At 65.8% G+C, this 20,565-nt stretch carries 25 protein-coding genes and 3 pseudogenes; 18 read left to right on the top strand and 10 right to left on the bottom strand.

The window, feature by feature from the left end; translation table 11 throughout:
* The first annotated feature begins 265 nt into the window (after positions 1 to 265).
* On the top strand, positions 266 to 709 hold the full coding sequence (locus JOF37_RS08125; protein ID WP_210006378.1) for a hypothetical protein: 444 nt from the start codon (positions 266 to 268) through the stop codon (positions 707 to 709).
* Positions 710 to 897: 188 nt separating this feature from the next.
* Here JOF37_RS08125 and JOF37_RS08120 read toward each other — a convergent pair.
* The 3 pseudogenes from JOF37_RS08120 to JOF37_RS15525 form a co-directional block, all read right to left on the bottom strand.
* A pseudogene (locus JOF37_RS08120) lies at positions 898 to 1,098 on the bottom strand (integrase core domain-containing protein); the annotation flags it as partial.
* A gap of 27 nt (positions 1,099 to 1,125) precedes the next feature.
* Positions 1,126 to 1,356 (bottom strand): annotated as a pseudogene (locus tag JOF37_RS15670) (integrase core domain-containing protein); the annotation flags it as partial.
* A gap of 56 nt (positions 1,357 to 1,412) precedes the next feature.
* Positions 1,413 to 1,710 (bottom strand): annotated as a pseudogene (locus JOF37_RS15525) (MFS transporter); the annotation flags it as partial.
* Between the two features lie 110 nt (positions 1,711 to 1,820).
* Between JOF37_RS15525 and JOF37_RS08110 the strand changes: the two are divergent.
* The 3 genes from JOF37_RS08110 to JOF37_RS08100 all read left to right on the top strand — a co-directional run bounded on the left by JOF37_RS08110 (position 1,821) and on the right by JOF37_RS08100 (position 7,413).
* Positions 1,821 to 3,632, top strand: a complete 1,812-nt coding sequence (locus JOF37_RS08110) for an SLC13 family permease (RefSeq protein ID WP_210006376.1) — start codon at positions 1,821 to 1,823, stop codon at positions 3,630 to 3,632.
* 447 nt (positions 3,633 to 4,079) lie between these two features.
* Positions 4,080 to 6,866 (top strand): cation-translocating P-type ATPase, encoded by a 2,787-nt coding sequence (locus tag JOF37_RS08105; RefSeq protein ID WP_210006375.1) that lies wholly within the window; start codon positions 4,080 to 4,082, stop codon positions 6,864 to 6,866.
* The gene (locus tag JOF37_RS08100) at positions 6,778 to 7,413 is read left to right on the top strand and encodes an IS5 family transposase (protein WP_307803448.1); all 636 of its coding nucleotides are present in this window, start codon (positions 6,778 to 6,780) and stop codon (positions 7,411 to 7,413) included. The genes JOF37_RS08105 and JOF37_RS08100 overlap by 89 nt, the downstream gene beginning before the upstream one ends.
* An 11-nt stretch (positions 7,414 to 7,424) precedes the next feature.
* Here the strand turns inward: JOF37_RS08100 and JOF37_RS08095 are convergent, their stop codons facing one another.
* The 3 genes from JOF37_RS08095 to JOF37_RS08085 form a co-directional block, all read right to left on the bottom strand.
* A complete protein-coding gene (locus JOF37_RS08095; protein ID WP_210006373.1) occupies positions 7,425 to 7,775 on the bottom strand; it encodes a hypothetical protein in 351 nt (116 codons plus the stop codon).
* Between the two features lie 183 nt (positions 7,776 to 7,958).
* A complete protein-coding gene (locus JOF37_RS08090; protein ID WP_210006372.1) occupies positions 7,959 to 8,507 on the bottom strand; it encodes a winged helix DNA-binding protein in 549 nt (182 codons plus the stop codon).
* Entirely contained in the window at positions 8,504 to 8,797 is a 294-nt protein-coding gene (locus tag JOF37_RS08085) for a metal-sensitive transcriptional regulator (protein WP_194421521.1), read from the bottom strand. The genes JOF37_RS08090 and JOF37_RS08085 overlap by 4 nt, the downstream gene beginning before the upstream one ends.
* 100 nt (positions 8,798 to 8,897) lie before the next feature.
* Between JOF37_RS08085 and JOF37_RS15520 the strand changes: the two genes are divergently transcribed.
* The 9 genes from JOF37_RS15520 (at position 8,898) to JOF37_RS08050 (ending at position 13,840) form a co-directional block, all read left to right on the top strand.
* Positions 8,898 to 9,083, top strand: coding sequence for a DUF8730 family Cys-rich protein (locus tag JOF37_RS15520; protein ID WP_228479879.1), 186 nt, complete (start codon positions 8,898 to 8,900; stop codon positions 9,081 to 9,083).
* A gap of 5 nt (positions 9,084 to 9,088) precedes the next feature.
* The gene (locus JOF37_RS08080; protein WP_194421522.1) at positions 9,089 to 9,457 is read left to right on the top strand and encodes a thioredoxin family protein; all 369 of its coding nucleotides are present in this window, start codon (positions 9,089 to 9,091) and stop codon (positions 9,455 to 9,457) included.
* A 12-nt stretch (positions 9,458 to 9,469) separates the two neighbouring features.
* Entirely contained in the window at positions 9,470 to 9,589 is a 120-nt protein-coding gene (locus tag JOF37_RS15850) for a DUF8730 family Cys-rich protein (RefSeq protein ID WP_488192547.1), read from the top strand.
* Between the two features lie 20 nt (positions 9,590 to 9,609).
* Positions 9,610 to 11,019 (top strand): MBL fold metallo-hydrolase, encoded by a 1,410-nt coding sequence (locus JOF37_RS08075; protein ID WP_210006371.1) that lies wholly within the window; start codon positions 9,610 to 9,612, stop codon positions 11,017 to 11,019.
* Positions 11,020 to 11,037: 18 nt separating this feature from the next.
* Positions 11,038 to 11,808 (top strand): sulfite exporter TauE/SafE family protein, encoded by a 771-nt coding sequence (locus JOF37_RS08070; RefSeq protein WP_194421524.1) that lies wholly within the window; start codon positions 11,038 to 11,040, stop codon positions 11,806 to 11,808.
* 19 nt (positions 11,809 to 11,827) lie between these two features.
* Complete coding sequence (locus JOF37_RS08065) at positions 11,828 to 12,346, top strand: DUF4395 domain-containing protein (protein WP_210006370.1); 519 nt, start codon at positions 11,828 to 11,830, stop codon at positions 12,344 to 12,346.
* A gap of 27 nt (positions 12,347 to 12,373) precedes the next feature.
* Positions 12,374 to 12,739, top strand: coding sequence for a rhodanese-like domain-containing protein (locus JOF37_RS08060; protein ID WP_210006369.1), 366 nt, complete (start codon positions 12,374 to 12,376; stop codon positions 12,737 to 12,739).
* Positions 12,740 to 13,166: 427 nt separating this feature from the next.
* Positions 13,167 to 13,481 carry a hypothetical protein gene (locus JOF37_RS08055; RefSeq protein WP_210006368.1) on the top strand — a complete coding sequence of 105 codons (315 nt, stop codon included), beginning with the start codon at positions 13,167 to 13,169 and terminating at the stop codon, positions 13,479 to 13,481.
* Between the two features lie 92 nt (positions 13,482 to 13,573).
* Entirely contained in the window at positions 13,574 to 13,840 is a 267-nt protein-coding gene (locus tag JOF37_RS08050; RefSeq protein WP_210006367.1) for a hypothetical protein, read from the top strand.
* A gap of 161 nt (positions 13,841 to 14,001) precedes the next feature.
* Here the strand turns inward: JOF37_RS08050 and JOF37_RS08045 are convergent, their stop codons facing one another.
* The 4 genes from JOF37_RS08045 to JOF37_RS08030 all read right to left on the bottom strand — a co-directional run bounded on the left by JOF37_RS08045 (position 14,002) and on the right by JOF37_RS08030 (position 16,227).
* Positions 14,002 to 14,397 carry an arsenate-mycothiol transferase ArsC gene (locus tag JOF37_RS08045; RefSeq protein ID WP_210006366.1) on the bottom strand — a complete coding sequence of 132 codons (396 nt, stop codon included), beginning with the start codon at positions 14,395 to 14,397 and terminating at the stop codon, positions 14,002 to 14,004.
* 27 nt (positions 14,398 to 14,424) lie between these two features.
* Complete coding sequence (locus JOF37_RS08040) at positions 14,425 to 14,631, bottom strand: hypothetical protein (protein WP_210006365.1); 207 nt, start codon at positions 14,629 to 14,631, stop codon at positions 14,425 to 14,427.
* A 40-nt stretch (positions 14,632 to 14,671) separates the two neighbouring features.
* Positions 14,672 to 15,784 carry an ACR3 family arsenite efflux transporter gene (gene arsB / locus JOF37_RS08035; RefSeq protein WP_210006364.1) on the bottom strand — a complete coding sequence of 371 codons (1,113 nt, stop codon included), beginning with the start codon at positions 15,782 to 15,784 and terminating at the stop codon, positions 14,672 to 14,674.
* Positions 15,785 to 15,858: 74 nt separating this feature from the next.
* Positions 15,859 to 16,227: an ArsR/SmtB family transcription factor gene (locus tag JOF37_RS08030; RefSeq protein ID WP_210006363.1), complete on the bottom strand. Its 369-nt coding sequence runs from the start codon at positions 16,225 to 16,227 to the stop codon at positions 15,859 to 15,861.
* A gap of 86 nt (positions 16,228 to 16,313) precedes the next feature.
* On the opposite strand from JOF37_RS08030, the gene JOF37_RS08025 reads away from it, so the two are divergent.
* The 5 genes from JOF37_RS08025 to pstC all read left to right on the top strand — a co-directional run bounded on the left by JOF37_RS08025 (position 16,314) and on the right by pstC (position 20,499).
* Entirely contained in the window at positions 16,314 to 17,630 is a 1,317-nt protein-coding gene (locus tag JOF37_RS08025) for an FAD-dependent oxidoreductase (RefSeq protein WP_210006362.1), read from the top strand.
* Positions 17,621 to 18,133: a GNAT family N-acetyltransferase gene (locus tag JOF37_RS08020; RefSeq protein ID WP_245338564.1), complete on the top strand. Its 513-nt coding sequence runs from the start codon at positions 17,621 to 17,623 to the stop codon at positions 18,131 to 18,133. The genes JOF37_RS08025 and JOF37_RS08020 overlap by 10 nt, the downstream gene beginning before the upstream one ends.
* Positions 18,130 to 18,426 (top strand): hypothetical protein, encoded by a 297-nt coding sequence (locus JOF37_RS08015; protein ID WP_210006360.1) that lies wholly within the window; start codon positions 18,130 to 18,132, stop codon positions 18,424 to 18,426. The genes JOF37_RS08020 and JOF37_RS08015 overlap by 4 nt, the downstream gene beginning before the upstream one ends.
* A 128-nt stretch (positions 18,427 to 18,554) precedes the next feature.
* Entirely contained in the window at positions 18,555 to 19,514 is a 960-nt protein-coding gene (locus tag JOF37_RS08010) for a PstS family phosphate ABC transporter substrate-binding protein (RefSeq protein WP_292858935.1), read from the top strand.
* A gap of 25 nt (positions 19,515 to 19,539) precedes the next feature.
* The gene (gene pstC / locus JOF37_RS08005) at positions 19,540 to 20,499 is read left to right on the top strand and encodes a phosphate ABC transporter permease subunit PstC (protein ID WP_210006358.1); all 960 of its coding nucleotides are present in this window, start codon (positions 19,540 to 19,542) and stop codon (positions 20,497 to 20,499) included.
* Positions 20,500 to 20,565 lie beyond the last annotated feature (66 nt).

Here is a 20,565-nt window from a genome sequence, read left to right as displayed (position 1 = left end):
ATTGGCGATGCGGAGCGAGGATTACTCCCCTTCTCGCCCCATCAAACAGGAGAAGTATGCTTCACGTCAAGTCGGCTCCCGCCAGAGGGCCCCGGAACCACGGCCAAAGAGCGGCGAGCCTGGGACGCTTCAGCGGTGTTCTGGCAGGACTACGCTGTCTTCAGGCTGCTCGTCGAGCAGCAAGACGAATTGGTGGTGGCGGGTGAAGGGTTCGGGGTTCGACCTCGACGCCGGGTTGCGGCGCTACCCGTGGGTGTCGAGGGCCATGAACGCGGAGGCCGTATACGGCACCGTTCTGACCGCGGGGCTGATCTCCGCGTTCTCTCTCTACAACCCGGGACTGCCGGTTTTGATCGCGCGCATCATCGGCACCGTCCTGGTGTTCTGGGGTGCACACGTCTACGCCGAGATCGTCGGCAACCGTGCAATGAGCTGGCGAGAAGCGGTCCGCGAAGGCCTCCAACGCTCCGCCGGACTCCTGTGGGCACTCATCGTCCCGGTCGCCTGCCTGACCACGGGCGCGCTCCTCGGACTATCGGTAGACGCCGCAGTAGACGTTTCCTTGTGGGGAGGCGTCGTCACCCTCGCCATACTGGGATGGTGGGCGGCCCGGCAACGCAACGACCCCGTCCTGGTGAAGGTGGTCACCGCCGCCGCAACGGCAGGCATGGGACTCGCCCTGATCGCTCTCAAAGCACTCGTACACTAACCGCGCCCCGGCATCCGCTTAGCCGAGCGGGAACAGGCGTGCCTAGTGGATGTGTAGCAGCGCGCGGATTAGGTCGCCCACGGACCTCCCGGTCCATCGTTGGTCGCGCGGGCGAGAAACTATCCCTCAACAGGATTGCAGGGGCCGGCTCGCTGTAACGCGCCGATGGGGAATGTTGCGCCCCGGGTTCATCGGAGGCTCGCGGTGACCCGTTCGCTGTCCGCGACGGGTGCTTGGTGTGAATCGTCGTGGTGCTGCTCAGCCTCGACCGGAGGGATCATCCCGATCGCGGAGTGCAGCCGGCGATGGTTGAACCAGTCGATGTATTCAGCGACCGCGAACTCAAGGTCATCGATCGATCGCCAGGGTCCGCGGTGGCGGACGAGCTCGGCTTTAAAGAGCGAATCGCCCCGGGTTTAGTGGAGGGCGAGTTCTCCCAGCGCCGGCTGACGCTGGGGGTTGATCTCACGGTAGTACTCGTTCTCCTTCTCGATCGGTGTGAGGTATCCGATCGATGAGTGCAGCCGGTTCTCGTTGAACCAGTGCACCCAGGAGAGCGTGGCGAGCTCGAGTTCGTCCGCGGTCCGGAACGGGCCGTCGATCTTCACGCACTCGGTCTTGTAGAGTCCCACGACGGTCTCGGCGAGGGCGTTATCGTAACTTTATCCGGCTAATCGGCCTTGGTGCTGGGGAGTCGCCCAGCGAGCAATGGTCCGAGCGTGTAGCCGAGGCTCTTCCACGACCCATAGCGACCGAAGTAGCGCCCCGTGCGACCAGCGCCGGCCAGGCGGGCAACCGTGGCAGACGACGCTGGCGAGAACGCTGCGGTGGCGGCGCCCTGCCCCCAGTCGTGCAACCGCCAGCATGATGGTGTTGTCAGCGCCAAGCCCGAACGGCGACAGTCCCGCAAACGCGAGGAGACCGCCGACGATCACGGGTTTGGCCCCGATCCGATCCGACAGGGATCCGAACAGCGGCTTCAGCAGGAGTTCGGCGACGTCTTACAGCGCCAGGATGTCCATCACCCGTGCGGCGGCGTTGGCACGGTAGCCGAATCATCATCGCCAGCCGAAGGTTGGTACGCTTCAGGAGTCTCCTGAGGGAGGACGGCGTGAACCTGGAGCTGGCGGTGGTCCTCGCACTTCTGATCGCGGCGATCGTGATGTTCGCGATCGGCCGGCCGCGCATGGATGTGGTTGCGCTATTGATGATCGTCGCGCTGCCGTTGACCGGCATTCTCTCCGTCCCGGAGACTCTCGCGGGTTTCGCCGATCCGAACGTCGTGCTGATCGCCGCGCTCTTTGTCGTGGGTGAGGGGCTCTCCCGCACGGGGGTCACGTACCGGCTCGGGGATTGGCTGGCGCGTACGGCGGGTGCGAGTGCGACGCGGGTGATCGTGCTGCTCATGCTCTGCGTCGCGCTGCTCGGCGCGGTGATGAGCTCGACGGGCGTCGTCGCGATCTTCATTCCGGTCGCGTTGAGCGTGGCATCCCGAACGGGCATCTCGGTCAGGCAGCTGTTGATGCCGATCAGCTTCGCCGGTCTCATCAGTGGCATGCTTACGCTGATCGCCACGACGCCGAACCTAGTGATCGACGCTGAGCTGCGGCGGCACGGTCTGAGCGGTTTCGGCTTCTTCGCCCCCACCCCGTTCGGGCTTGTCATCCTCGCCCTGGGCATCGGCTACATGCTGGTCGCTCGTCGGTTCCTCGGCGCGGAGGCGATCGCGGATGCCGGTTCGCGCACCTCCTTCGGGAGCCTGATCCTCGACTACGGTGTGGACGCCCGTACGCACCGCTATCGAATCAATGCGGGGTCGCCGCTGATCGGCCAACGACTGGCGGATGCCGAGTTCGGCGGTGGTGCGATGGTCGGCGTCCTGGTGCTCGAGCGCACCCGCCTTTGGCGTAAGACCGTACGCACCTCCGACGACGACACGATCCTCACGGAGGGCGACATCGTGGTGGTGGACCTGGAGGTGCCCAGCGCGGAGAGACGTCGTCTCCGGCTCGAAGAGCTGGCATTGACACCCGACTTCTTCGAATCGTACTCACGTCAGGTGGGTATGGCCGAGGTCATGATCGCGCCAGACTCGTCCGCGCGCGGCCTCAGCGTGCGGAGCATCCGGTTCCGGGAGAAGCACGATCTCGTCGTGCTTGGCGTCCGTCATCGGCGCGAGGCCGCCGGGCCGGCATTCCCCGTGATCCGCCTCGCCGCCGGCGACACACTGCTCGTCGCCGGCGGCTGGGATTCCATCCACCGGCTCCAGGCGCAGCGCCAGGATTTCATCATGCTCGACCTCCCGGCCGAAGTGAAGGAAGTGGCCCCCGCCGCCAACCAGGCCCCCTTTGCGATCGGCGCGGTGCTCGTGATGGTTGCGCTGATGATGACAGGCATCGTCCCCAACGTGATCGCCGCGCTCATCGCGTGCCTGCTGATGGGGCTCTTCCGCTGTGTCAACATGCCCAGCGCCTACCGATCGATCCACTGGCCGACGATCCTGCTCATCGTCGGAATGCTGCCGTTCGCGCTCGCCCTTCAGCGCACCGGCGGCGTGGACCTCGTCGTCGATGGCCTGCTCGGCGGGCTCGGCGACGCGAACCCGACGATCCTGCTTGGCGGCGTCTTCGTGCTGACCGCCGTCATCGGGCTCTTCGTGTCGAACACTGCGACGGCCGTGCTGATGGGTCCGATTGCGATCGGCATCGCAACACAGCTGGGGGTCTCGCCCTATCCGTTCGCGATGGTTGTCGCTCTGGCGGCTTCCGCCGCGTTCATGACACCCGTGTCTTCGCCGGTGAACACCCTCGTGGTCGAACCCGGCCGCTACAGCTTTCTCGACTTCTTCAAAGTCGGAGCACCCTTCACCATCGTCGTCCTCCTCGTCAGCGTGTTCATGGTGCCCCTCGTCCTCCCCTTCTGACCGACACCACGCGCCCGCCGAGGAGTGCACCCCGTCACGGTTTCACCCGCCAAAAAAGTGACGCCGCCCACCGACGGGTTCAGCGACTTCACTTCTCAACCTCGCGCAAGGATGACGGCGTTCCGAGCTGGCGGCGCGCGAGACCGGATCGAAGTGCGTATGCACTCGGGAAGCCCGCAACGCCGGATTCAGAGCGCTGGCGACGACCTCGTTGCACTCCAGCACGCTTCTTTGCGTGGCGCACCGAATTGCCTCTGACGGACGCATTGTGATTATCGAAACGGGTGTCTACAATCAGAGGACTGCAATCGCGTCGGCGGCGCACAGGTCACAAAGCAAAAATGAGCTGGAGGCCGACAGCAGTGCAGTCGCTCGCTCACTGCGGTAGCGCAGCGTGCGCTGGACGGGTGATCATGCGTAACCGCACCCTGCCAAGGAGCACGCCAGATGAATATTCCTGAGACCGACCGCTCCCGCGCCGAGGCGCCCGCAGCGTCCTGGGCCATCACTGGGGGGGAGGTGTTGCGCGCTGTCGCTAGCGGGCCAGAAGGCCTGACGGAAGGCGAGTCCGAATCCCGTCTCGCGCGCGACGGTCGCAACGAATTGCCGACTCCGCCCGAGCCGTCCGTCTTCAAGCGTCTGCTGGCCCACTACGCTGACGTTTTGATCTACATCCTCATCGTGGCGGCCGTGCTGAAGGCGATTAGGGGTGACTGGGTCGACTTCACCGTGATCGCTGTTGTGATCGTGGCTACTGGGCTGATCGGCTTCATCCAGGAAGGTCGTGCGGCGTCGGCGCTCGCGGGATTGCGCAAGATGCAGTCGTTGAGCGCGCAGGTACGGCGCGACGGGACCTGGGGAGTGGTCGACTCCGCGACCATCGTCGTCGGTGACGTCGTCCGCGTTCGTAGCGGCGACCGGGTGCCGGCGGACGTCCGGCTGTTAACCTCCGGGCGGCTGCAGGTCGACGAGTCTGCGTTGACAGGCGAGTCGGTGGCCGCCGACAAGAGCGATGAGATCGTGGCTGCGGATGCGGGCATCGGGGACCGAACGTCGATGCTCTTCTCAGGGACGATCGTCACGGCGGGCAACGGCGAGGGCGTGGTGGTGGCTACGGGGCGGGACACTGAGATCGGCCGTATCTCGGTGCTCGTGTCCGAGCAGGACCAGATGGACACCCCGCTCGCCCGACAGCTCGCCCACCTGGGTAAGCAGCTGTCGATCCTCATCGGCGTGCTCGCCGTTGTCATGTTGCTCATCGGCTGGTTCGTGCACGGCCTGGATGTTGATGAGCTCATCTCGGCGGCCATCGGGTTCGCCGTGGCTGCGGTGCCAGAGGGACTGCCCGCCCTGGTGACGATCACGCTAGCGCTCGGCGTGCAGCAGATGGCTAAACGCCACGCAATCACACGCAAGATGGAGGCGGTTGAGACCCTCGGCTCCACGACGACCATCTGCTCTGACAAGACTGGGACGCTCACTCAGAACGAGATGACCGCCCGGACGGTCGTCACGGCAGTAAGCACATACACAGTCGAGGGCACCGGCTATGACCCCGTGGGTCGGGTCGTCAACTCCGACGGCCAGACCGCCGACCTCGCCGTCCACCCCGACCTCTCCGATCTCGTGCTGGCCGCCGGTCTCACCAACGACGCCCATGTCGAACAGACGGAAGACCGCTGGCGGGTTGTCGGCGTGCCGACCGAGGGAGCCCTCGACGTCCTGGCGGCGAAAGCCGGCGCAGCCACCGGCGCCGTGACCCGCGTCGGCGCGGTGCCGTTCGAGTCAACCCACAAGTTCGCAGCCACCCTCGACGAGCTCCCGACCGGCTCAACCCCCGACGGCGTGACCCGATTCGTCCACGTGGTCGGCGCCCCGGACCGCCTTCTCGACCGAGCCGACACCGAGCGCTCTGCCGACGGCGGCACCGCACCGCTCAACCGGGCGGCGTGGGAGGAGCGGATCGACGCACTCTCGGCCAAAGGACTGCGCGTGCTGGCCGCAGCCACACGCCCGGCCGACGGTGTCGACAATATCGTGCTGGGCGACCTCGATGGCGGCCTGACTTTCCTCGGCATCATCGGCATCGTCGACCCACCACGCCCCGAGGCAACTGCGGCGATCGCCGAGGCCCACGCTGCAGGTATCCGCGTGAAGATGATCACCGGCGACCACCGCGGGACTGCGACGGCGATCGCCCGTGAGCTGGGCATCGCCCCAGCGGAGGGCGAAGTTCTCGCCCTGACCGGCGCCGACCTCCAAGCGATGGACGACGACGAACTCCGCCGGGTCGTACGTGACGTGGACGTTTACGCTCGTACCTCCCCGGAGCACAAGCTGCGGATCGTGCGCGCCCTGCAGTCTCACGGCGAGGTCGTCGCCATGACCGGCGACGGCGTCAACGACGCCCCTTCGATCACGCTCGCGGACGTTGGCGTGGCCATGGGCATCAAGGGAACCGAAGCGACCAAGGAAGCGGCGGACATCGTTCTCGCCGACGACAACTTCGCGACTATCGAACGCGCTGTCGAGGAAGGCCGGCGGATCTATGACAACATCCGCAAGTCCGTAGTCTTCCTGTTGCCAACCAACGGCGCGCAGGCCCTTGTGATCATCGCTGCGGTCCTGGCGGGGATTGCTCTGCCGCTTTCCCCGGTGCAAATCCTTTGGATCAACTTGGTCACCGCGCTCACGTTGTCGTTGACCTTGGCGAGAGAGCCCGCAGAGCCAGGCATCATGCGGCGCATGCCGCGCTCAGCGACGGAGCAGGTCCTGTCGTCGCGGGCGATCGCCGTCGTCCTCACCGCCTCGGTCGTCATCGGCGTCGCGACCTTCGTCGTTTACCTTCTCGAGCGCGACCGCACCGGCGATTACGCCGTGGCGCAGACGTCCGCAGTCCTGATGCTCGCCCTCGGCCAGCTCGCTTTCCTTTTGAACTGCCGTCTGCTCAACGGTTCCGCGTTCACTGTTCGGGTACTTACCGGGAACCGCAACCTGTGGATCTCGGCCGGCCTGCTGATGGCTCTGCAGATCATGTTCACCTACGCGCCGTTCATGAACGACTGGTTCGACTCAACCCCCATCGGTTTCCACAGTTGGGCACTGACAGCTGGCCTGGCCGTCGGCGTTTTCGTGGTGATGGAAGGTGCCAAGGCCGTCATCCGACGGATTGGAAACCGCACGCCGCGAGAGCAGGGAGCACTGCCCGCAGGAAACGCGACGCATCGGGCTTGACGCTAAGCCTGTATCCACCGGTCGACGTGAGATTCTGACGGCTCGTCAAACCGAGAACGCTCATCTGATCAGGTGCAATAGGACTTGTCTAGAGGTCTGCGACGGGCGTGGACGTCCGCTGAGCTGGGTGATCACCGGCGCGAACATCAACGACACCACGATGATGACCGCCACACTCGAGCAGATCCACGTCCCTCGAGCTGTCGGCCGTCCGAGGCGGCGCCCGGATCGGGTGCTCGCCGACAAGGGCTACCCGTCGAAGAAGAACAGGGCGTGGGTGCGGGAGCGGAAGATCGCCGCGACGATCCCGGAACGCGACGACCAGATCGCGCACCGCCGCAGGAAGCCTGGCCGGCCCATCGACTTCGGGGAAGCCCAGCAGGAGCGCTACAAGGGACGCAACGTCGTCGAGCGCTGCTTCAACAAACTCAAGCAATGGCGCGGCATCGCGATGCGCTCAGACAAGACAGCCCGCTCCTACCGCGCCGCGATAGCCCTCGCCGCCACGCTGATCTGGATCAAGACCGACTTAATCCACACGGCCTAGTAGCGGAGGTGCTAAGCGATCGGTCGGAGGGTGCCCTGGTTGACGGGAAACTGCGTCGAGTAGTACAGCTCGGTTGCGAAAGTGTTTCCCCAGTCGTCCTTCTGCAGGCGGATGCCGCCGGGTGAGACTTCGGCGACACGCACCTTTAGCCAGGATCCATCGTCCAGCCGGAGCTCATAGGAGTCCGCGAGGTACGTGAGCCCCAACGCGTCAAGCGTCTCCTCCGCGGTCAACCAGTCCACCGCCTCGGTGCGGCTGCGACCAAGCAGATCGATGGCGACGAAATCCTCACCGGCCGGCTTCATCCACCCCAACAGCTCGCCATCATCGGAACGTCGATGCTCAATCCAGTCCGCGTCCATTCAAACAGCCTAAGACGCCGAGGTATCTCGCCCCCTGCCGCATAGAGCGGTAGACCGCCGGAAACGATCGTTTTTGACCGCGTCGCGCGGAGTGCGTCAAAACGTCCGCCGGAAACGTGGATCAAAACCGTCTTGCGGCAGACGTTTCCGGCGTGTTTTCCGGCTGCTCGCGAGCGCGAATTTCTACCGAGGGTCTACGGAGTCGATCGCATCTGTCATCGCGGCGAGGAAGCCGGTGATGTGCCGGTGTTGGCTTGGGGTGAGTTTCATCGCGGCGGCGTACATGCGGAGGTGCATGCCGTTCAGCGTGTCGCGGACCTCGGCATCGGCCGTCTCGGTGGCGCGGATCGATGCGCTGCGGTTGATCGCGAAGCCGGCGACGCGTTCGACGCGTCCGTCGCGCTGAAGCTTGTCCGCGAGTGCGTTCGTGTCGGCGGTCGTGATGCCGAGGTAGTGGGCGAGCTCGGCGGGTCGTGCGGTTCGATCCGCGCGGCGGAGGAGGAAGCGTAGAGCGAGCATCTCGTATTCGGCCATCGACATCGCTTCTCGCGTGCGGCGGCGCATGGCGACCTCTGCGGCCCGGTAGGTGCGCAACGCTTCGAGGGTCTGGCGGGCGAGGGCTTTCGGCTCGGAGATCTCGTCTTGCCAGTAGGTGCGCGGTAGCGCGGGGGTCGGCGCCGCGGCGGGGAGTGGTTGCGTGGCCTCGGGGTCGAGGGGTCTGACGTCGGTCATGCCAGGGATAGGAAGAGCTTTTCGAGCTCGTCCGGGGTGCTGACGCCGTCGGCATCGGGATCAGTCATGCAGTCGCGAAGTGCCGTCGAGATGACGAGGAAGCCCGCCCGGTCGAGGGCTTTGGAGACGGCGGCGAGCTGCTGCACAACGTCACGGCAGTGCGCGTCGCTTTCCACGGCAGTGATGACCGCTGCGAGCTGGCCCTGAGCGCGCTTGAGACGGTTGACCACCTTCCGCTTGGCCTCGGCGTCGTGGGCAAACGGCTCAGTGGTGATCTCGGTTGCGCTCATTCTCGTTCCTTCCGTGGAGTTGACAATCACGATACCCCCTGGGGTATGCTGAGTCCACCCCGGACTGATACCCCCAGGGGTATTACAGATTGAGGATCACATGTGCAGAGCAACAAAGTGCCGGACCTGCGGGAAGACCACGTGGGCGGGATGCGGACAGCATGTCGCAGCCGTCCGCAAGAGCGTGCCCGCATCGGACTGGTGTAACGGCAACCACACCCGCGGCGAGGTCCAGGCCGCGCAGTCGCAGCGTGGTGGGTTCTTCTCCCGCCTGTTCGGGAAGTGACGGGCATGGCCACGATCGATCTGACCGGCGAGACCTTCGGGGGCACGGTTGCGAGCGAAGGCATCGTCCTCGTCGACTTCTGGGCGGCTTGGTGCGGGCCCTGCCGGGCGTTCGCCCCCGTGTTCGAGGCCGCGTCAGAGCGCCACCCCGACGTCGTCTTTGCGAAGGTCGACACCGAAGCGGAGGTCGGGCTCGCCACGGCGAACCGCATCACCTCCATTCCCACGCTCATGGTCATCCGTGACGGCGTCTTGGTTTACAAGCAGCCCGGCGCTCTCCCCGAACCTCAGCTCGAGCTCCTGATCAGCAAGGCCCGCGAGCTCGACATGGATGACGTGCGCCGGCAAATCGCCGAATCCCCCACCGCCGCCTGAAAAGGACCCCCTATGTGCGCACAGATCACCTGCTCAACCTGCGGTAAGCCCACCTGGGCCGGCTGCGGACAGCACATCGAACAAGCCCTCGCGGGCATCCCCAACGACGAGCGCTGCAGCTGCGCTCACTGACAGCGACCGAAAGCAGACCCATGCTCCTCGAACGTCTCTATGACGACGACCTCGCCCACGCCAGCTACGTCATCGGATGCCAGCGCACCGGTGAAGCGATCGTCGTCGACCCGCGCCGTGATGTGCAGGTCTACCTCGACCTCGCCGCGAAGAACGGCATGACCATCACTGCGGTCACCGAAACCCATATCCACGCGGACTACCTCTCCGGCACCCGCGAGCTCGCGGCCCGCACCGGAGCGACGATGTACGTCTCCGGCGAAGGTGGCCCTGACTGGCAGTACGGCTCCGGGTTCCAGGACGCCACCCGGATGATGCACGGCCACCGCATCGCTATCGGGAACATCACCATCGAGGCGGTCCACACTCCCGGGCACACCCCCGAGCACCTGTCCTTCCTCATCACCGACGGCGCCGCCTCCTCGGAGCCGGGCTACGTCCTCACGGGAGACTTCGTATTCGTCGGTGACGTCGGACGTCCTGACCTGCTCGATGAGGCCGCCAGCGGTGTCGATACCCGGTTCGACGGTGCGCGCGACCTGTTCGCCAGCCTCCGCGACCAGTTCCTCACCCTGCCCGACTATGTGCAGGTTCTCCCGGCTCACGGCTCAGGGTCTGCGTGCGGCAAAGCCCTCGGCGCGGTCCCCAGCTCGACGGTCGGCTACGAACGCCGCTTCGCGTGGTGGGCGCCCTACCTCGAGGCCGGCGACGAGCAGGGCTTCATCGACGCGCTGCTGAACGATCAACCTGACGCGCACGCGTACTTCGCGCGCATGAAGCGGCAGAATCGTGTCGGCCCGGCCCTGCGCGGCCAGCTCGCCCCGCTCACCGAGTACTCCGCGCCCGAGCTTCGCGCCGGCATCGAGGCGGACCGGGTGATCGTGGTCGACACGCGCCACCACTCCCTTGTCCACGAGGGCACCGTGCCGGGCGCGCTGAACGTCCCCGGGGTCGCGAAGGCAGCCAGTTACGGCGCGTGGGTCTACAACCCCGAGGCCGAAACCCGCCCGCTTGTGCTGCTCATCGACTCAGCGAACACCGCAGCCCAGTTCCGGGACCACTTGCTGCGTGTCGGCATCGACCAGGTCGACGGGTTCATCACCACCCTCGAAGGCCTGCCCACGGTGCAGCCCAAGATGATCGCCCCGACCGACCTTGACCAGGTCGACGCGGCGCTTCTCCTCGACGTCCGCAACCGCACCGAGTACAACGCCGGACACATCCCCGACGCCGTGCAGCTCTCCGGAGGCCGAGCACTCTGGCACGCCGACGAACTGCCGGCCGGGAAGATTCTGACCTACTGCCAGAGCGGCGTCCGCAACAGCGTCGTCGCCAGCGCCCTCCGCCGCGCCGGGCACGACGTCATCGAAATCGAAGGCAGCTACAACGCCTGGGTCGCAGCCACCGCACCTCAGACCGCCCCGGCCTGACCAAGCTCGGGAGCTCGAGTGGATACGTTCATCGTCATCGCCATGATCCTCGCGGTCCTGGTCGGTGTCGCACTCGGGCTCCTCGGTGGCGGGGGCTCCATCCTTACCGTCCCCATCTTCACCCTCGTCCTCGGCATCGGAACGAGAGAGGCGATCGTCTCCTCCCTCTTCGTTGTTGCCGTCACCAGCGTGGTTTCCACCGCATTCCGCGTCCGTAGACGCGAGGTGCTGTGGAGGGTCGCTGCGGTCTTCGCGGCGACCGGTCTGCTCGGGGGAGTGGCGGGCGGGATGGTCGGCCGGTTCTTTCCGGAACCTGTGCTCACCGGCCTGTTCGCGGCGATCATGATCGTCACCGCGATCGCCATGATGCGGCGCCGACGAGAGCCCACCGAACCTCGTCAGACGCGGCCGATCACGCGAGCGATTCGAACGGTCGCCACCGGACTTGGTGTGGGCGTGCTCACGGGAGCCCTGGGCGCAGGCGGCGGGTTCCTCATCGTCCCCGCGCTCACCTTCCTTGGCCTCCCCATTGCCGCGGCCGTAGGGACATCGCTCCTGGTCATCGCCGTGAACTCTTCCGCTGGCTTCCTCACGCAGATCAGTGCCGTGGCCATCCAATGGCCCACCGTCGTCACCTTCACCGCCCTCGCCCTCGCCGGGTCATTCATCGGTCTAGCGCTCTCGCGCCGCCTCCCCTCCTCCGGCATCCGCACCGGGTTTGCGGTCCTCGTGCTGGCCGTGGGGCTGACCATGCTCACCACCCTCATCGTCCAAACCCTCTCCTCCTGACCGCCACAGAAAGCCCTCCATGCCCAACGCGTCCGACGCCGCGCCCCGCACAGGGGAACACGTCGACGGATACGAGGTGCCCGTCCTCAACGAGCACGCCATCCGTATCGCCGCCGGCATCCTCCTTGCCGCGGGCATCACCGCACTCACCATCACGCTCGCCTCGGACAACATCAGGCCGTTACAGACATTCGGGATGTTCTTCCTTCTCGACATGACCACCCGGATCCTCATCAGTAACCGGCTGTCCCTCACCCTCGCCCTCGGACGGGCGCTGACGCGCCGCCGCCGGCCTTACTGGGTCGGTGCGCCGCAGAAAGCCTTCGCGTGGTGGCTCGCACTCGGTCTCGCTGCCCTCTCTTGCCTAACCATGAGTGCCGGAATCGTCCCGTTCGCCGTGACCCTCGGCCTGTGTGGGATCTGCTTCACCCTCCTCTTTCTGGAAGCCGTTCTTGGATGGTGCGCGGGATGCGCACTGCACCAACGCTTCAGCCGGAAACCCACCCGCCACTGCGCCAACGGCGCCTGCGACCGATAACCACCACACCTCCACGAAAGGACGCACATGCGCCGCCTCGCCCTCACCACCCTCACCGTCATCGCCGCGATCACCCTCACGTCCTGCGCCGGCACATCCGCACCGCAGAACGACGTCGACCCCAGTGCGGTCATCATCGACGTGCGCACCCCCGCCGAGCACGCCAGTGGACACCTCGACGGCGCTCTCCTGCTGGATGTCACCGCAGGCGAGCTGCAAGCTGCACTGCCCGACCTCGACCCGGAAGCCGCCTACCTCATCTACTGCCGGTCGGGTAACCGCGCAGGCGCCGCAATCGATCTGATGAAGCAAGCCGGCTTCACCGACCTCCGCAACCTCGGCTCCCTCGAAGACGCTGCCAATGCGACGGGACTCCCCATCGTCCAGCCCTAAAACGTACGCGCTCGTCCCCCCGCGAGCGCGTACCCCGCGCGCCTCGCGCGCGCCCCGCGTCGCTTGAGCTCGTCTCGTGACGCACAGTCCGGGCGGGTCGCCCCCACGGCCCGCCCGGACTGCTCAATTTATGCTCCCGCACGGGATGACGCACACAACAGCGAGATACGTCGGGCTCAGGAGCTGCGTGATCGGCCTGGCCATCGTTGCGATAGCGAGGGCTGCGGTGAGAACTATCGGGAGGAAGGTGAGCGTGATGGCCACCGTCGCGTCGCCTCTACCTGTGGCGGAAAAGAACCGTCACCGCCGCCGCTGAGCTCCAACGGGCCGCCGCCGCGCTCGGCGCTGCCTCTCAAGCCCTCCGAGCCGCGCATTCCGCGAACGGCGTGGTGCGCTGGTTCGACAAGTGAGCGGCGCACGGACCCATGTGAAGCGGCTCGTCGACGCCATGTTCGACGCGGCTCAGTCCGCTGACCCGAAAGCCGAGCACAGCATCACCCTGACGCCCGAGAACTCGCTCCTGCTCCCGATCCACGCCACCGAGCTGCCTCGCATCGTCGACGGCGCATACCGCGGCCACGTCTACCGCGACTGCATGGTATGGGATCACCCTGTCCTCGATCACCTGGTCATCGTGACCCCCGTTGTCGGCCGGGTCACCGAAGATTCGAATGGACCGACCTACTTTGGCGACCTGCGGAACGGCACCTTCGGCACCGAACCGCCGCCGATCGAGGAATAGCCCATGCGCAGCAATGCCCCCGACCGCACTCTCTCCCGGCCGGGGGCATTGCTGTACGCGACAATAGAGCCATCGAGCGACAGGAGAGCGCCGTGAAGATCCCCGAGCCCTTACGGCTGTGGTGGCACGACGGCGCCGGCGTCCGTGTTCTCCGCTACAGCGGCCGCCAATGGACCGTACTGGCGCTAGTAAGCCTGATCTGCACCCTCACCAGCCTCATCCCCGTTGCGGGCGTCATGGGCCGCTCGATGCTCATCGTCGTGCCCTATCTGCTCGTGCCGGCCGGCCTGGCCGCAGCGGCGTTCGCGGTCGCCGCCGCGGTGCTCACGCACCGATTCCGGCGCGCCAGCCGGGGCTGACTGCCGCTACCGGCGGCGGGTGGAGCTGGTGCTCCCCGACACGGGCGTGTGCCGCGCCGGCCTGTTCGACGCTTCCGGGGCAGTTCTGGGCGGCGCCTGTTGTGCCCGCCGGCTCAGGTGCTTCAGATCGGGCGCGCCCCGGCCGCTGTCTGACTTGTAGCTCAGCGTGCGAGGAGTGTGGTCTGGATCTTGTCGGAGACGGCTTCGCGCAGCGGCCTCACGGCCTCGGCATCCCAGGCCTCCGGGTTGGGGAACGACCATTCCAAGACCTCCCCGCGGGGCGTGGACGGCAGGGCGAGGCCGGGCTTCATCAGCACCACGACGTCCGCCTGATCGAGGTCGTCCGCGGTGACAGCACGAGGCACCCGGTCGGTGATGTCCATGCCCAGCTCAGCGACCGTCGCGGCCACGGCGGGGTTCACTTCGCCTGCTGGGGACAGCCCCGCCGATGTCGCGGTGAACCGGCCGCCAGCCAGGTGCTCCAAAAGCGCGGCGCCGAGCTGAGAGCGGCCGGCGTTGTGCTGGCAGATGAACAGAACGGTCGGGCTGCTTGGCATTGGGGTCTTCTCCTGAGATCTGTGGTGTCAGCTGGCGCACTGGGATTGGGCGCAGGAAGCGCAGCACATCTCCCGTTTGGGCGCGAGCTGGCGGGGGTTACCGATGACGTTGTTGAAAAACGATTCCTTCTCGCATTTATGGAGATGCTCGGTGCAGAGCGCGGCGCCGCAGTGAGGGCAGACGGCAACCGCGGGAACGGTGATGTCCAGGGTGGCGTGTTCGTAGCAGTTCATGAGTGATCCTTCGATGGTGGCAACTGTGCGGCGGTGAGGTTCAGGTGGTGATTTTCTGCCCGCGCCAGCGATCGATGTGGAGGTCCCCGTTGCTGGCGGGGAAGAGGCGGGGGCGTAGCCATAGGGCGACGTAGACGAGTCCGACGAGGACGGGGACTTCGATGAGCGGTCCGACGATGCCTGCGAGTGCTTGTCCGCTGGTGGCGCCGAAGGTGCCAATGGCGACGGCGATGGCGAGTTCGAAGTTGTTGCCCGCGGCTGTGAAAGCGAGTGTGGTGGTGCGTTCGTAGCTCAGGCCGATGGTCTTGCCAGTGCCAAATCCGATGAGAAACATCGCGATGAAGTAGGCCAGGAGGGGAAGTGCGATGCGAGCGACGTCGAGAGGGCGATCGATGACTTGCTGCCCCTGGAGGGCGAAGAGCATGACGATCGTGAAGAGGAGGCCTCCGAGGGCGAGTGGGCTGATCCGGGGGAGGAAGACGGTTTCGTACCAGTCGCGGCCGCGACGGCGTTCTCCGATGCGGCGTGAGAGGTATCCGGCGAGCAGGGGGATACCGAGGAAGACGAGCACGCTGAGGGTGATGGCCCAGATGGAGAACTCGGCGCTGGTTGTGGGGAGACCGAGCCAGGTGGGGAGGATCTGCAGGTAGAACCAGCCGAGGGCGGCGAACGCGATCACTTGGAAGACGGAGTTGATGGCGACGAGGAAGGCTGCTGCTTCGCGGTCGCCACAGGCGAGATCATTCCAGATGAGGACCATCGCGATGCAGCGGGCGAGGCCAACGATGATCAGCCCGGTGCGGTATTCGGGGAGGTCGGGGAGGAGAAGCCAGGCGAGAGCGAACATCAGCGCGGGGCCGACGAGCCAGTTGAGGACGAGTGAGGAAATCAGTAGCCGCTTGTCGCGGGCGACGATCGCTGCGTCGGAGTACCTCACTTTGGCGAGGACGGGATACATCATGACCAGCAGTCCAATGGCGATGGGGATGCTGATGGTGCCGATCGACGCCGCATGAAGGAACTCTCCGAAACCGGGGGCGAGGACGGCAAGAGCAAGACCTGCGCCCATGGCGAGCAGGATCCATACGGGCAGGTATCTGTCCAGTGTTCCCAGACGGGCGGGCGCGGTAGTCGTGCTCACTTCACTCCTCATTCATAGATGAACTTCGATATGAAGCGTAGCAGAATATCGACAGGCGTCGATGCTTTCCGCGGAGTGGCTGGGTCTTATGCGGTGGCGAAGAAGCGCGAGACCCGGTCGAGAGCCCCCGGTACGAGAGTGAAATAGGCCCAGGTTGCGCGCTTGCTACGGGTGAGGAACCCCGCCGCAGTGAGGACCTTCAAGTGGTGCGAGACGGTCGGCTGACTAAGGCCGATGGGTTCGATCAGGTCGCACACGCAGGCTTCCGAGTTCTCGGATGCGGCAACGATGGAAAGCAGCCGCAGGCGGGCAGGGTCCGCCAGAGCCTTCATGGTCAGAGCGAGGGACTCGGCCTCCTCCACAGTCATCGGTTCACGAACGAGCGAGGTGCAGCAGCTATCAGCGCCGGTCTCGGCGATGGCAGTGATGTCGGTGACGTCGAGCGTGGTGACCATGCATCGACAATAGCCGATATTGACAGGGATCTATAGGGCGAGTAGACATGAACATCGAAGCTTGTCGATGTATTGAAGGAGTGGTCATGACCTTGTTGGATCTCACGCCGCGTGTCGCTGTGAGCGATCGTCTGGCGACGCTGCCCGTGGTGATCATCGGCGCAGGACCAGTCGGGTTGGCTGCAGCCGCGAATCTCGTAGAGCGCGGTATCGACTTCGTGGTTCTCGAGGCGGGCGAGACGGTCGCCGCGAGCGTTCGGGCGTGGGGCCATACTCGCCTGTTCTCGCCGTGGAAGCACCTGGTGGATCCGGCGTCGCGTCGCCTTCTGGAAGCGCGAGGCTGGGAACTTCCTTCACCGGATCGGGCGCCAACGGGAGCCGAGCTGGTGGACTTGTACGTCGACCCACTGGCTCAGCTCGAGGAGATCGCATCGAGCATTCGGACGGGGGTGCACGTGACTGCCGTGTCCCGGGAAGGAATGGATCGCACGCGCAGTCGCGGGCGGGATGCGACACCGTTCGTCATTCGCACCCGCGATACCGAAGGCAACGTTGCCGAGATTGTGGCGCGCGCGGTAATCGACGCGTCAGGCACCTACTCGTCACCCAACTCGTTGACTTCCAGCGGGCTGGAGCTTCTGGGACTGGGCGAGATCGCCGGCCACGTGATGCCGGCACTTCCCGACGTGCTCGGCCGTGACCGCGCCCACTTCGCAGGCAAGCACGTCACCGTCGTCGGTGCCGGGCACTCTGCTGCGAACACACTTCTCGGGCTGGTGTCACTTGCCCGCGAGGAGAAAGGCACGACGGTGTCCTGGCTGATTCGCAATGCGCAGGCTGTACGGGTGTCCTCGTCGCCGGACGATGAACTCGTCGGACGCGCTCACCTAGGCGCGCGCGTGGATCGCGCGGTGGACCGCGGTGACATCAATCTCGTCGACGGATTCGAGATCATCCGTGCTAACCGGGCAGGCGCCGCGGTGGAACTGATCGGCCAACGAGACGGCGAGATGGTGACGCACACCACCGACATCGTGGTCAACGCGACCGGGTTCCGGCCCGACCTCGACATGCTGCGCGAGATTCGCCTGGAACTGGATGACATCGTCGAGGCCCCCAAGCGGCTCGCCCCGCTCATCGATCCGAACGTGCACTCCTGCGGCACGGTGGAGCCCCACGGGTTCGGTGAGCTCACCCACCCGGAGCGCGGGTTCTTCATCGTCGGAATGAAGTCGTACGGTCGCGCCCCCACATTCCTGCTCACGACCGGATACGAGCAGGTCCGTTCGGTGACCGCATGGCTGGCCGGCGACATGGCTGCCGCCACCCAGGTCGAACTGGTTCTCCCCGCCACGGGCGTCTGCTCCACAGACCTCGGGGCAGCCGGCGGTTGCTGTTCGTGACAAAGGTCCGCTCCCTCGTCCCAGCGGATTGGCCCGACGTGGAGAGGATCTACCGGCAGGGAATCGACGAGGGCGATGCGACCTTCGAGACGTACCCGCCGACCTGGGAAGAGTTCACCACCAGCAAACTGCCCACTACCCGTCTTGTCGCCGCCGATGACGACGGCAGGGTTCGCGGCTGGGTGGCGGCGTCACAAGTGTCGAGCCGGGAAGCATATCGGGGTGTGATCGAGCACTCTGTATATGTCGATCGTGACCACCGCGGTCAGGGCATGGGACGAACGCTGTTGGCCGCGTTCATCACGGGCGCGGAATCGGCCGGGTATTGGACGATTCAGTCGAGCATCTTCCCGGAGAACAGCGCCAGCCTCCAACTGCATGTCGCCGCCGGGTTCCGGGTAGTGGGCCGCCGGGAAGGAATCGCTCGGTCCCGCCTCGGTGCCCAAGCGGGACAGTGGCGAGACACCCTCCTCATCGAGCGGAGAAGCACAGCAGAATCGTGACTGACGGTTCCCCAGACGCGGACTTCATCCGCCGACATCTCACCGGCGTGCGCCGCACCGTCCTCGCCATCGTTGCCGACCACGGACCGATCAGCGTCGAGCACATCGCGACCGAGTGGGCGCGGCAGCATCCCACCATCAGTCCCCGCCACAGGTCCGCCCTTCCCCGCATGAGCGGCCAGGTTCTGTGGCGGCTGGAGAATCTCGGCTGGGTGGCTCGTCAAGGCGAGCAGTATCTCCTCACCGCTGAGGGGCGTCGGGTCCACGACTGCATCGCAATCGCCTCCGAATAGCTGGGCTGCGTTCACCGCGTGTTCACATAGATTAGCTTCTATGTGAAACGGATAGAAGATCATCTATCCGGCCTGCCTTGCACCGGCGGGTCCTGACGCCCATGTCGGGCACGAAGGAAAGCGCACCCGTGAACAAGACCACAGCAAAGCTCGCTGCCGTTGCGACGCTCGCCGCCGCCGCCCTGGCATTGAGTGCCTGCGGCGGACAGTCCGCCGGCAGCACTGGCGGAGGAGAGGCCAGCGGAGGCGGGGCCGGCGGCTCTGTCACTACCGATGGTTCGTCGACCGTCGCCCCCCTTACCGAGGCCGCCGCGGACCTGTTCCGCGAAGAGGACTCGTCGGTCAACGTGTCCGTCGCCACCTCCGGCACCGGTGGAGGCTTCAAGGCGTTCTGCGCCGACGAGACCGACATCTCCAACGCGTCCCGTCCGATCAAGGACGAAGAGGCCGCTGAATGTGAAGCGAACGGCGTCGAGTACACCGAGATCGTCGCGGCCAACGACGGCCTGTCGGTCATCCTGAACCCGGAAAACGACTGGGCAACCGACCTCACCCTGGAGCAGGTCGCGAAGATCTGGGCACCGGAATCCGAGGGTGTCGTGAACAGCTGGTCCGACGTTGACCCGAGCTTCCCCGACGTCCCGCTGGTCCTGTTCGGTGCCGGCACCGACTCGGGCACCTTCGACTACTTCACCGAAGAGGTCAACGGGGAGACCGGCGCGATCCGCACCGACTACAGCCCCTCCGAGGACGACAACATCACCATTCAGGGCGTCGCAGGAGACCAGGGTGCGATCGGCTTCCTCGGCCTGAGCTACGTCGAAGAGAACGAGGGCACGATCATCGCCGCATCCATCGACGGCGTCTACCCGAGCACCGAGACCGTGCAGGACGGCACCTACACGCCGCTGGGGCGCCCGCTGTTCATCTACGTCAAGAACGCCGCGTACACCGACAAGCCGCAGGTGAAGGAGTTCGTCGACTTCTACGTCGCCAACTCCGCCGACATCGCCTCGCTCGCCCTGTTCGTGCCGCTGACCGAAGAGCAGATCACCACCGCGCAGGAAGAACTCGCCTCGCTCGGTTGAGCGAGCCCCTGCGCGGAGACACTCCATGACCGCTGTCATCACCAAGGCTGGGGGCTCGAGGATCACTCCCTCGGGCCCCCGGCCAGGCACCCAGTTCGCCGGCCGCCGCCGCCCCGGCGAAGCCCTCATCAGACTCGTTCTCCGGCTGGCCGCGGTCCTCACGATCGTGACGACGGTCGGGATCCTGATCGCCCTGCTGATCCCGTCCCTGTCGTTCTTCGCCGAGGTTCCCGTCCTGGACTTCCTGTTCGGCACGCGGTGGGCACCCCGGTTCGCAGACGCGTCCTTCGGAGTCATTCCCCTTGTCTCCGCCACCCTGTGGACGACCGTGATCGCCCTGCTGGTCGCCGTGCCGTTCGGGCTGGGCGCGGCCATCATGCTCGCCGAGTACGCCAAGCCCCGCACCCGCAAAATCCTCAAGCCGATGCTGGAGATCCTCGCCGGCGTCCCCACCGTCGTCTACGGGTTCTTCGCCCTCCAGTTCGTACAGGGCACCGTGCTCCGCGAATGGCTGCAGCTACCCACCGGCGCATTCAGCGTCCTCGCGGCAGGCCTCGTCATGGGCGTGATGATCATCCCCACAATCGCGTCGATCTCCGAAGACGCCATGTCCGCCGTTCCCGGTGCGCTCCGTCAGGGCAGCGCTGCGCTCGGCGCGAACCGGATGCAAACCACCCTTCGCGTGGTGTTCCCCGCCGCCCTGTCGGGCATCGTCGCGGCGGTCGTACTCGGCGTCTCCCGCGCCGTGGGAGAGACGATGATCGTCGCGATCGCCGCCGGAAGCCAGGCCCGGATCGTCACCAACCCGCTCGAGCAAGGTCAGACGATGACCGGATTCATCGCGAACGCCGCTCTCGGAGACTCCCGCGTGGGAAGCCTGGAATACAACACCCTGTTCGCGGTCGGGCTGCTGCTGTTCCTCATCACGCTGCTGATGAACTTCATCAGCATCCGGTTCGTTCGCCGCTTCCGAGAGGCCTACTGATGACCACCGCCCGAAGCGCCTCGACAAAGATCCGCGCCTCCGCGCCCCTCGGGACGGGGACACACG

It is taken from the genome of Microbacterium imperiale (assembly GCF_017876655.1).
Lineage (GTDB): Bacteria > Actinomycetota > Actinomycetes > Actinomycetales > Microbacteriaceae > Microbacterium > Microbacterium imperiale.
Note: the sequence above shows the minus strand (reverse complement) of the source record. Positions and strands in the feature narration are given on the sequence as shown.

Excerpts from the sequence above, each read along its gene's own strand:
- JOF37_RS08125 (WP_210006378.1), top strand. The coding sequence starts at position 266 with ATGAACGCGGAGGCCGTATACGGCACCGTTCTGACCGCGGGGCTGATC.
- JOF37_RS08105 (WP_210006375.1), top strand. The coding sequence starts at position 4,080 with ATGAATATTCCTGAGACCGACCGCTCCCGCGCCGAGGCGCCCGCAGCG.
- JOF37_RS08095 (WP_210006373.1), bottom strand. The coding sequence starts at position 7,775 with ATGGACGCGGACTGGATTGAGCATCGACGTTCCGATGATGGCGAGCTG.
- JOF37_RS08090 (WP_210006372.1), bottom strand. The coding sequence starts at position 8,507 with ATGACCGACGTCAGACCCCTCGACCCCGAGGCCACGCAACCACTCCCC.
- JOF37_RS08085 (WP_194421521.1), bottom strand. The coding sequence starts at position 8,797 with ATGAGCGCAACCGAGATCACCACTGAGCCGTTTGCCCACGACGCCGAG.
- JOF37_RS15520 (WP_228479879.1), top strand. The coding sequence starts at position 8,898 with ATGTGCAGAGCAACAAAGTGCCGGACCTGCGGGAAGACCACGTGGGCG.
- JOF37_RS08080 (WP_194421522.1), top strand. The coding sequence starts at position 9,089 with ATGGCCACGATCGATCTGACCGGCGAGACCTTCGGGGGCACGGTTGCG.
- JOF37_RS15850 (WP_488192547.1), top strand. The coding sequence starts at position 9,470 with ATGTGCGCACAGATCACCTGCTCAACCTGCGGTAAGCCCACCTGGGCC.
- JOF37_RS08075 (WP_210006371.1), top strand. The coding sequence starts at position 9,610 with ATGCTCCTCGAACGTCTCTATGACGACGACCTCGCCCACGCCAGCTAC.
- JOF37_RS08065 (WP_210006370.1), top strand. The coding sequence starts at position 11,828 with ATGCCCAACGCGTCCGACGCCGCGCCCCGCACAGGGGAACACGTCGAC.
- JOF37_RS08060 (WP_210006369.1), top strand. The coding sequence starts at position 12,374 with ATGCGCCGCCTCGCCCTCACCACCCTCACCGTCATCGCCGCGATCACC.
- JOF37_RS08045 (WP_210006366.1), bottom strand. The coding sequence starts at position 14,397 with ATGCCAAGCAGCCCGACCGTTCTGTTCATCTGCCAGCACAACGCCGGC.
- JOF37_RS08040 (WP_210006365.1), bottom strand. The coding sequence starts at position 14,631 with ATGAACTGCTACGAACACGCCACCCTGGACATCACCGTTCCCGCGGTT.
- arsB (WP_210006364.1), bottom strand. The coding sequence starts at position 15,784 with ATGAGGAGTGAAGTGAGCACGACTACCGCGCCCGCCCGTCTGGGAACA.
- JOF37_RS08030 (WP_210006363.1), bottom strand. The coding sequence starts at position 16,227 with ATGGTCACCACGCTCGACGTCACCGACATCACTGCCATCGCCGAGACC.
- JOF37_RS08025 (WP_210006362.1), top strand. The coding sequence starts at position 16,314 with ATGACCTTGTTGGATCTCACGCCGCGTGTCGCTGTGAGCGATCGTCTG.
- pstC (WP_210006358.1), top strand. The coding sequence starts at position 19,540 with ATGACCGCTGTCATCACCAAGGCTGGGGGCTCGAGGATCACTCCCTCG.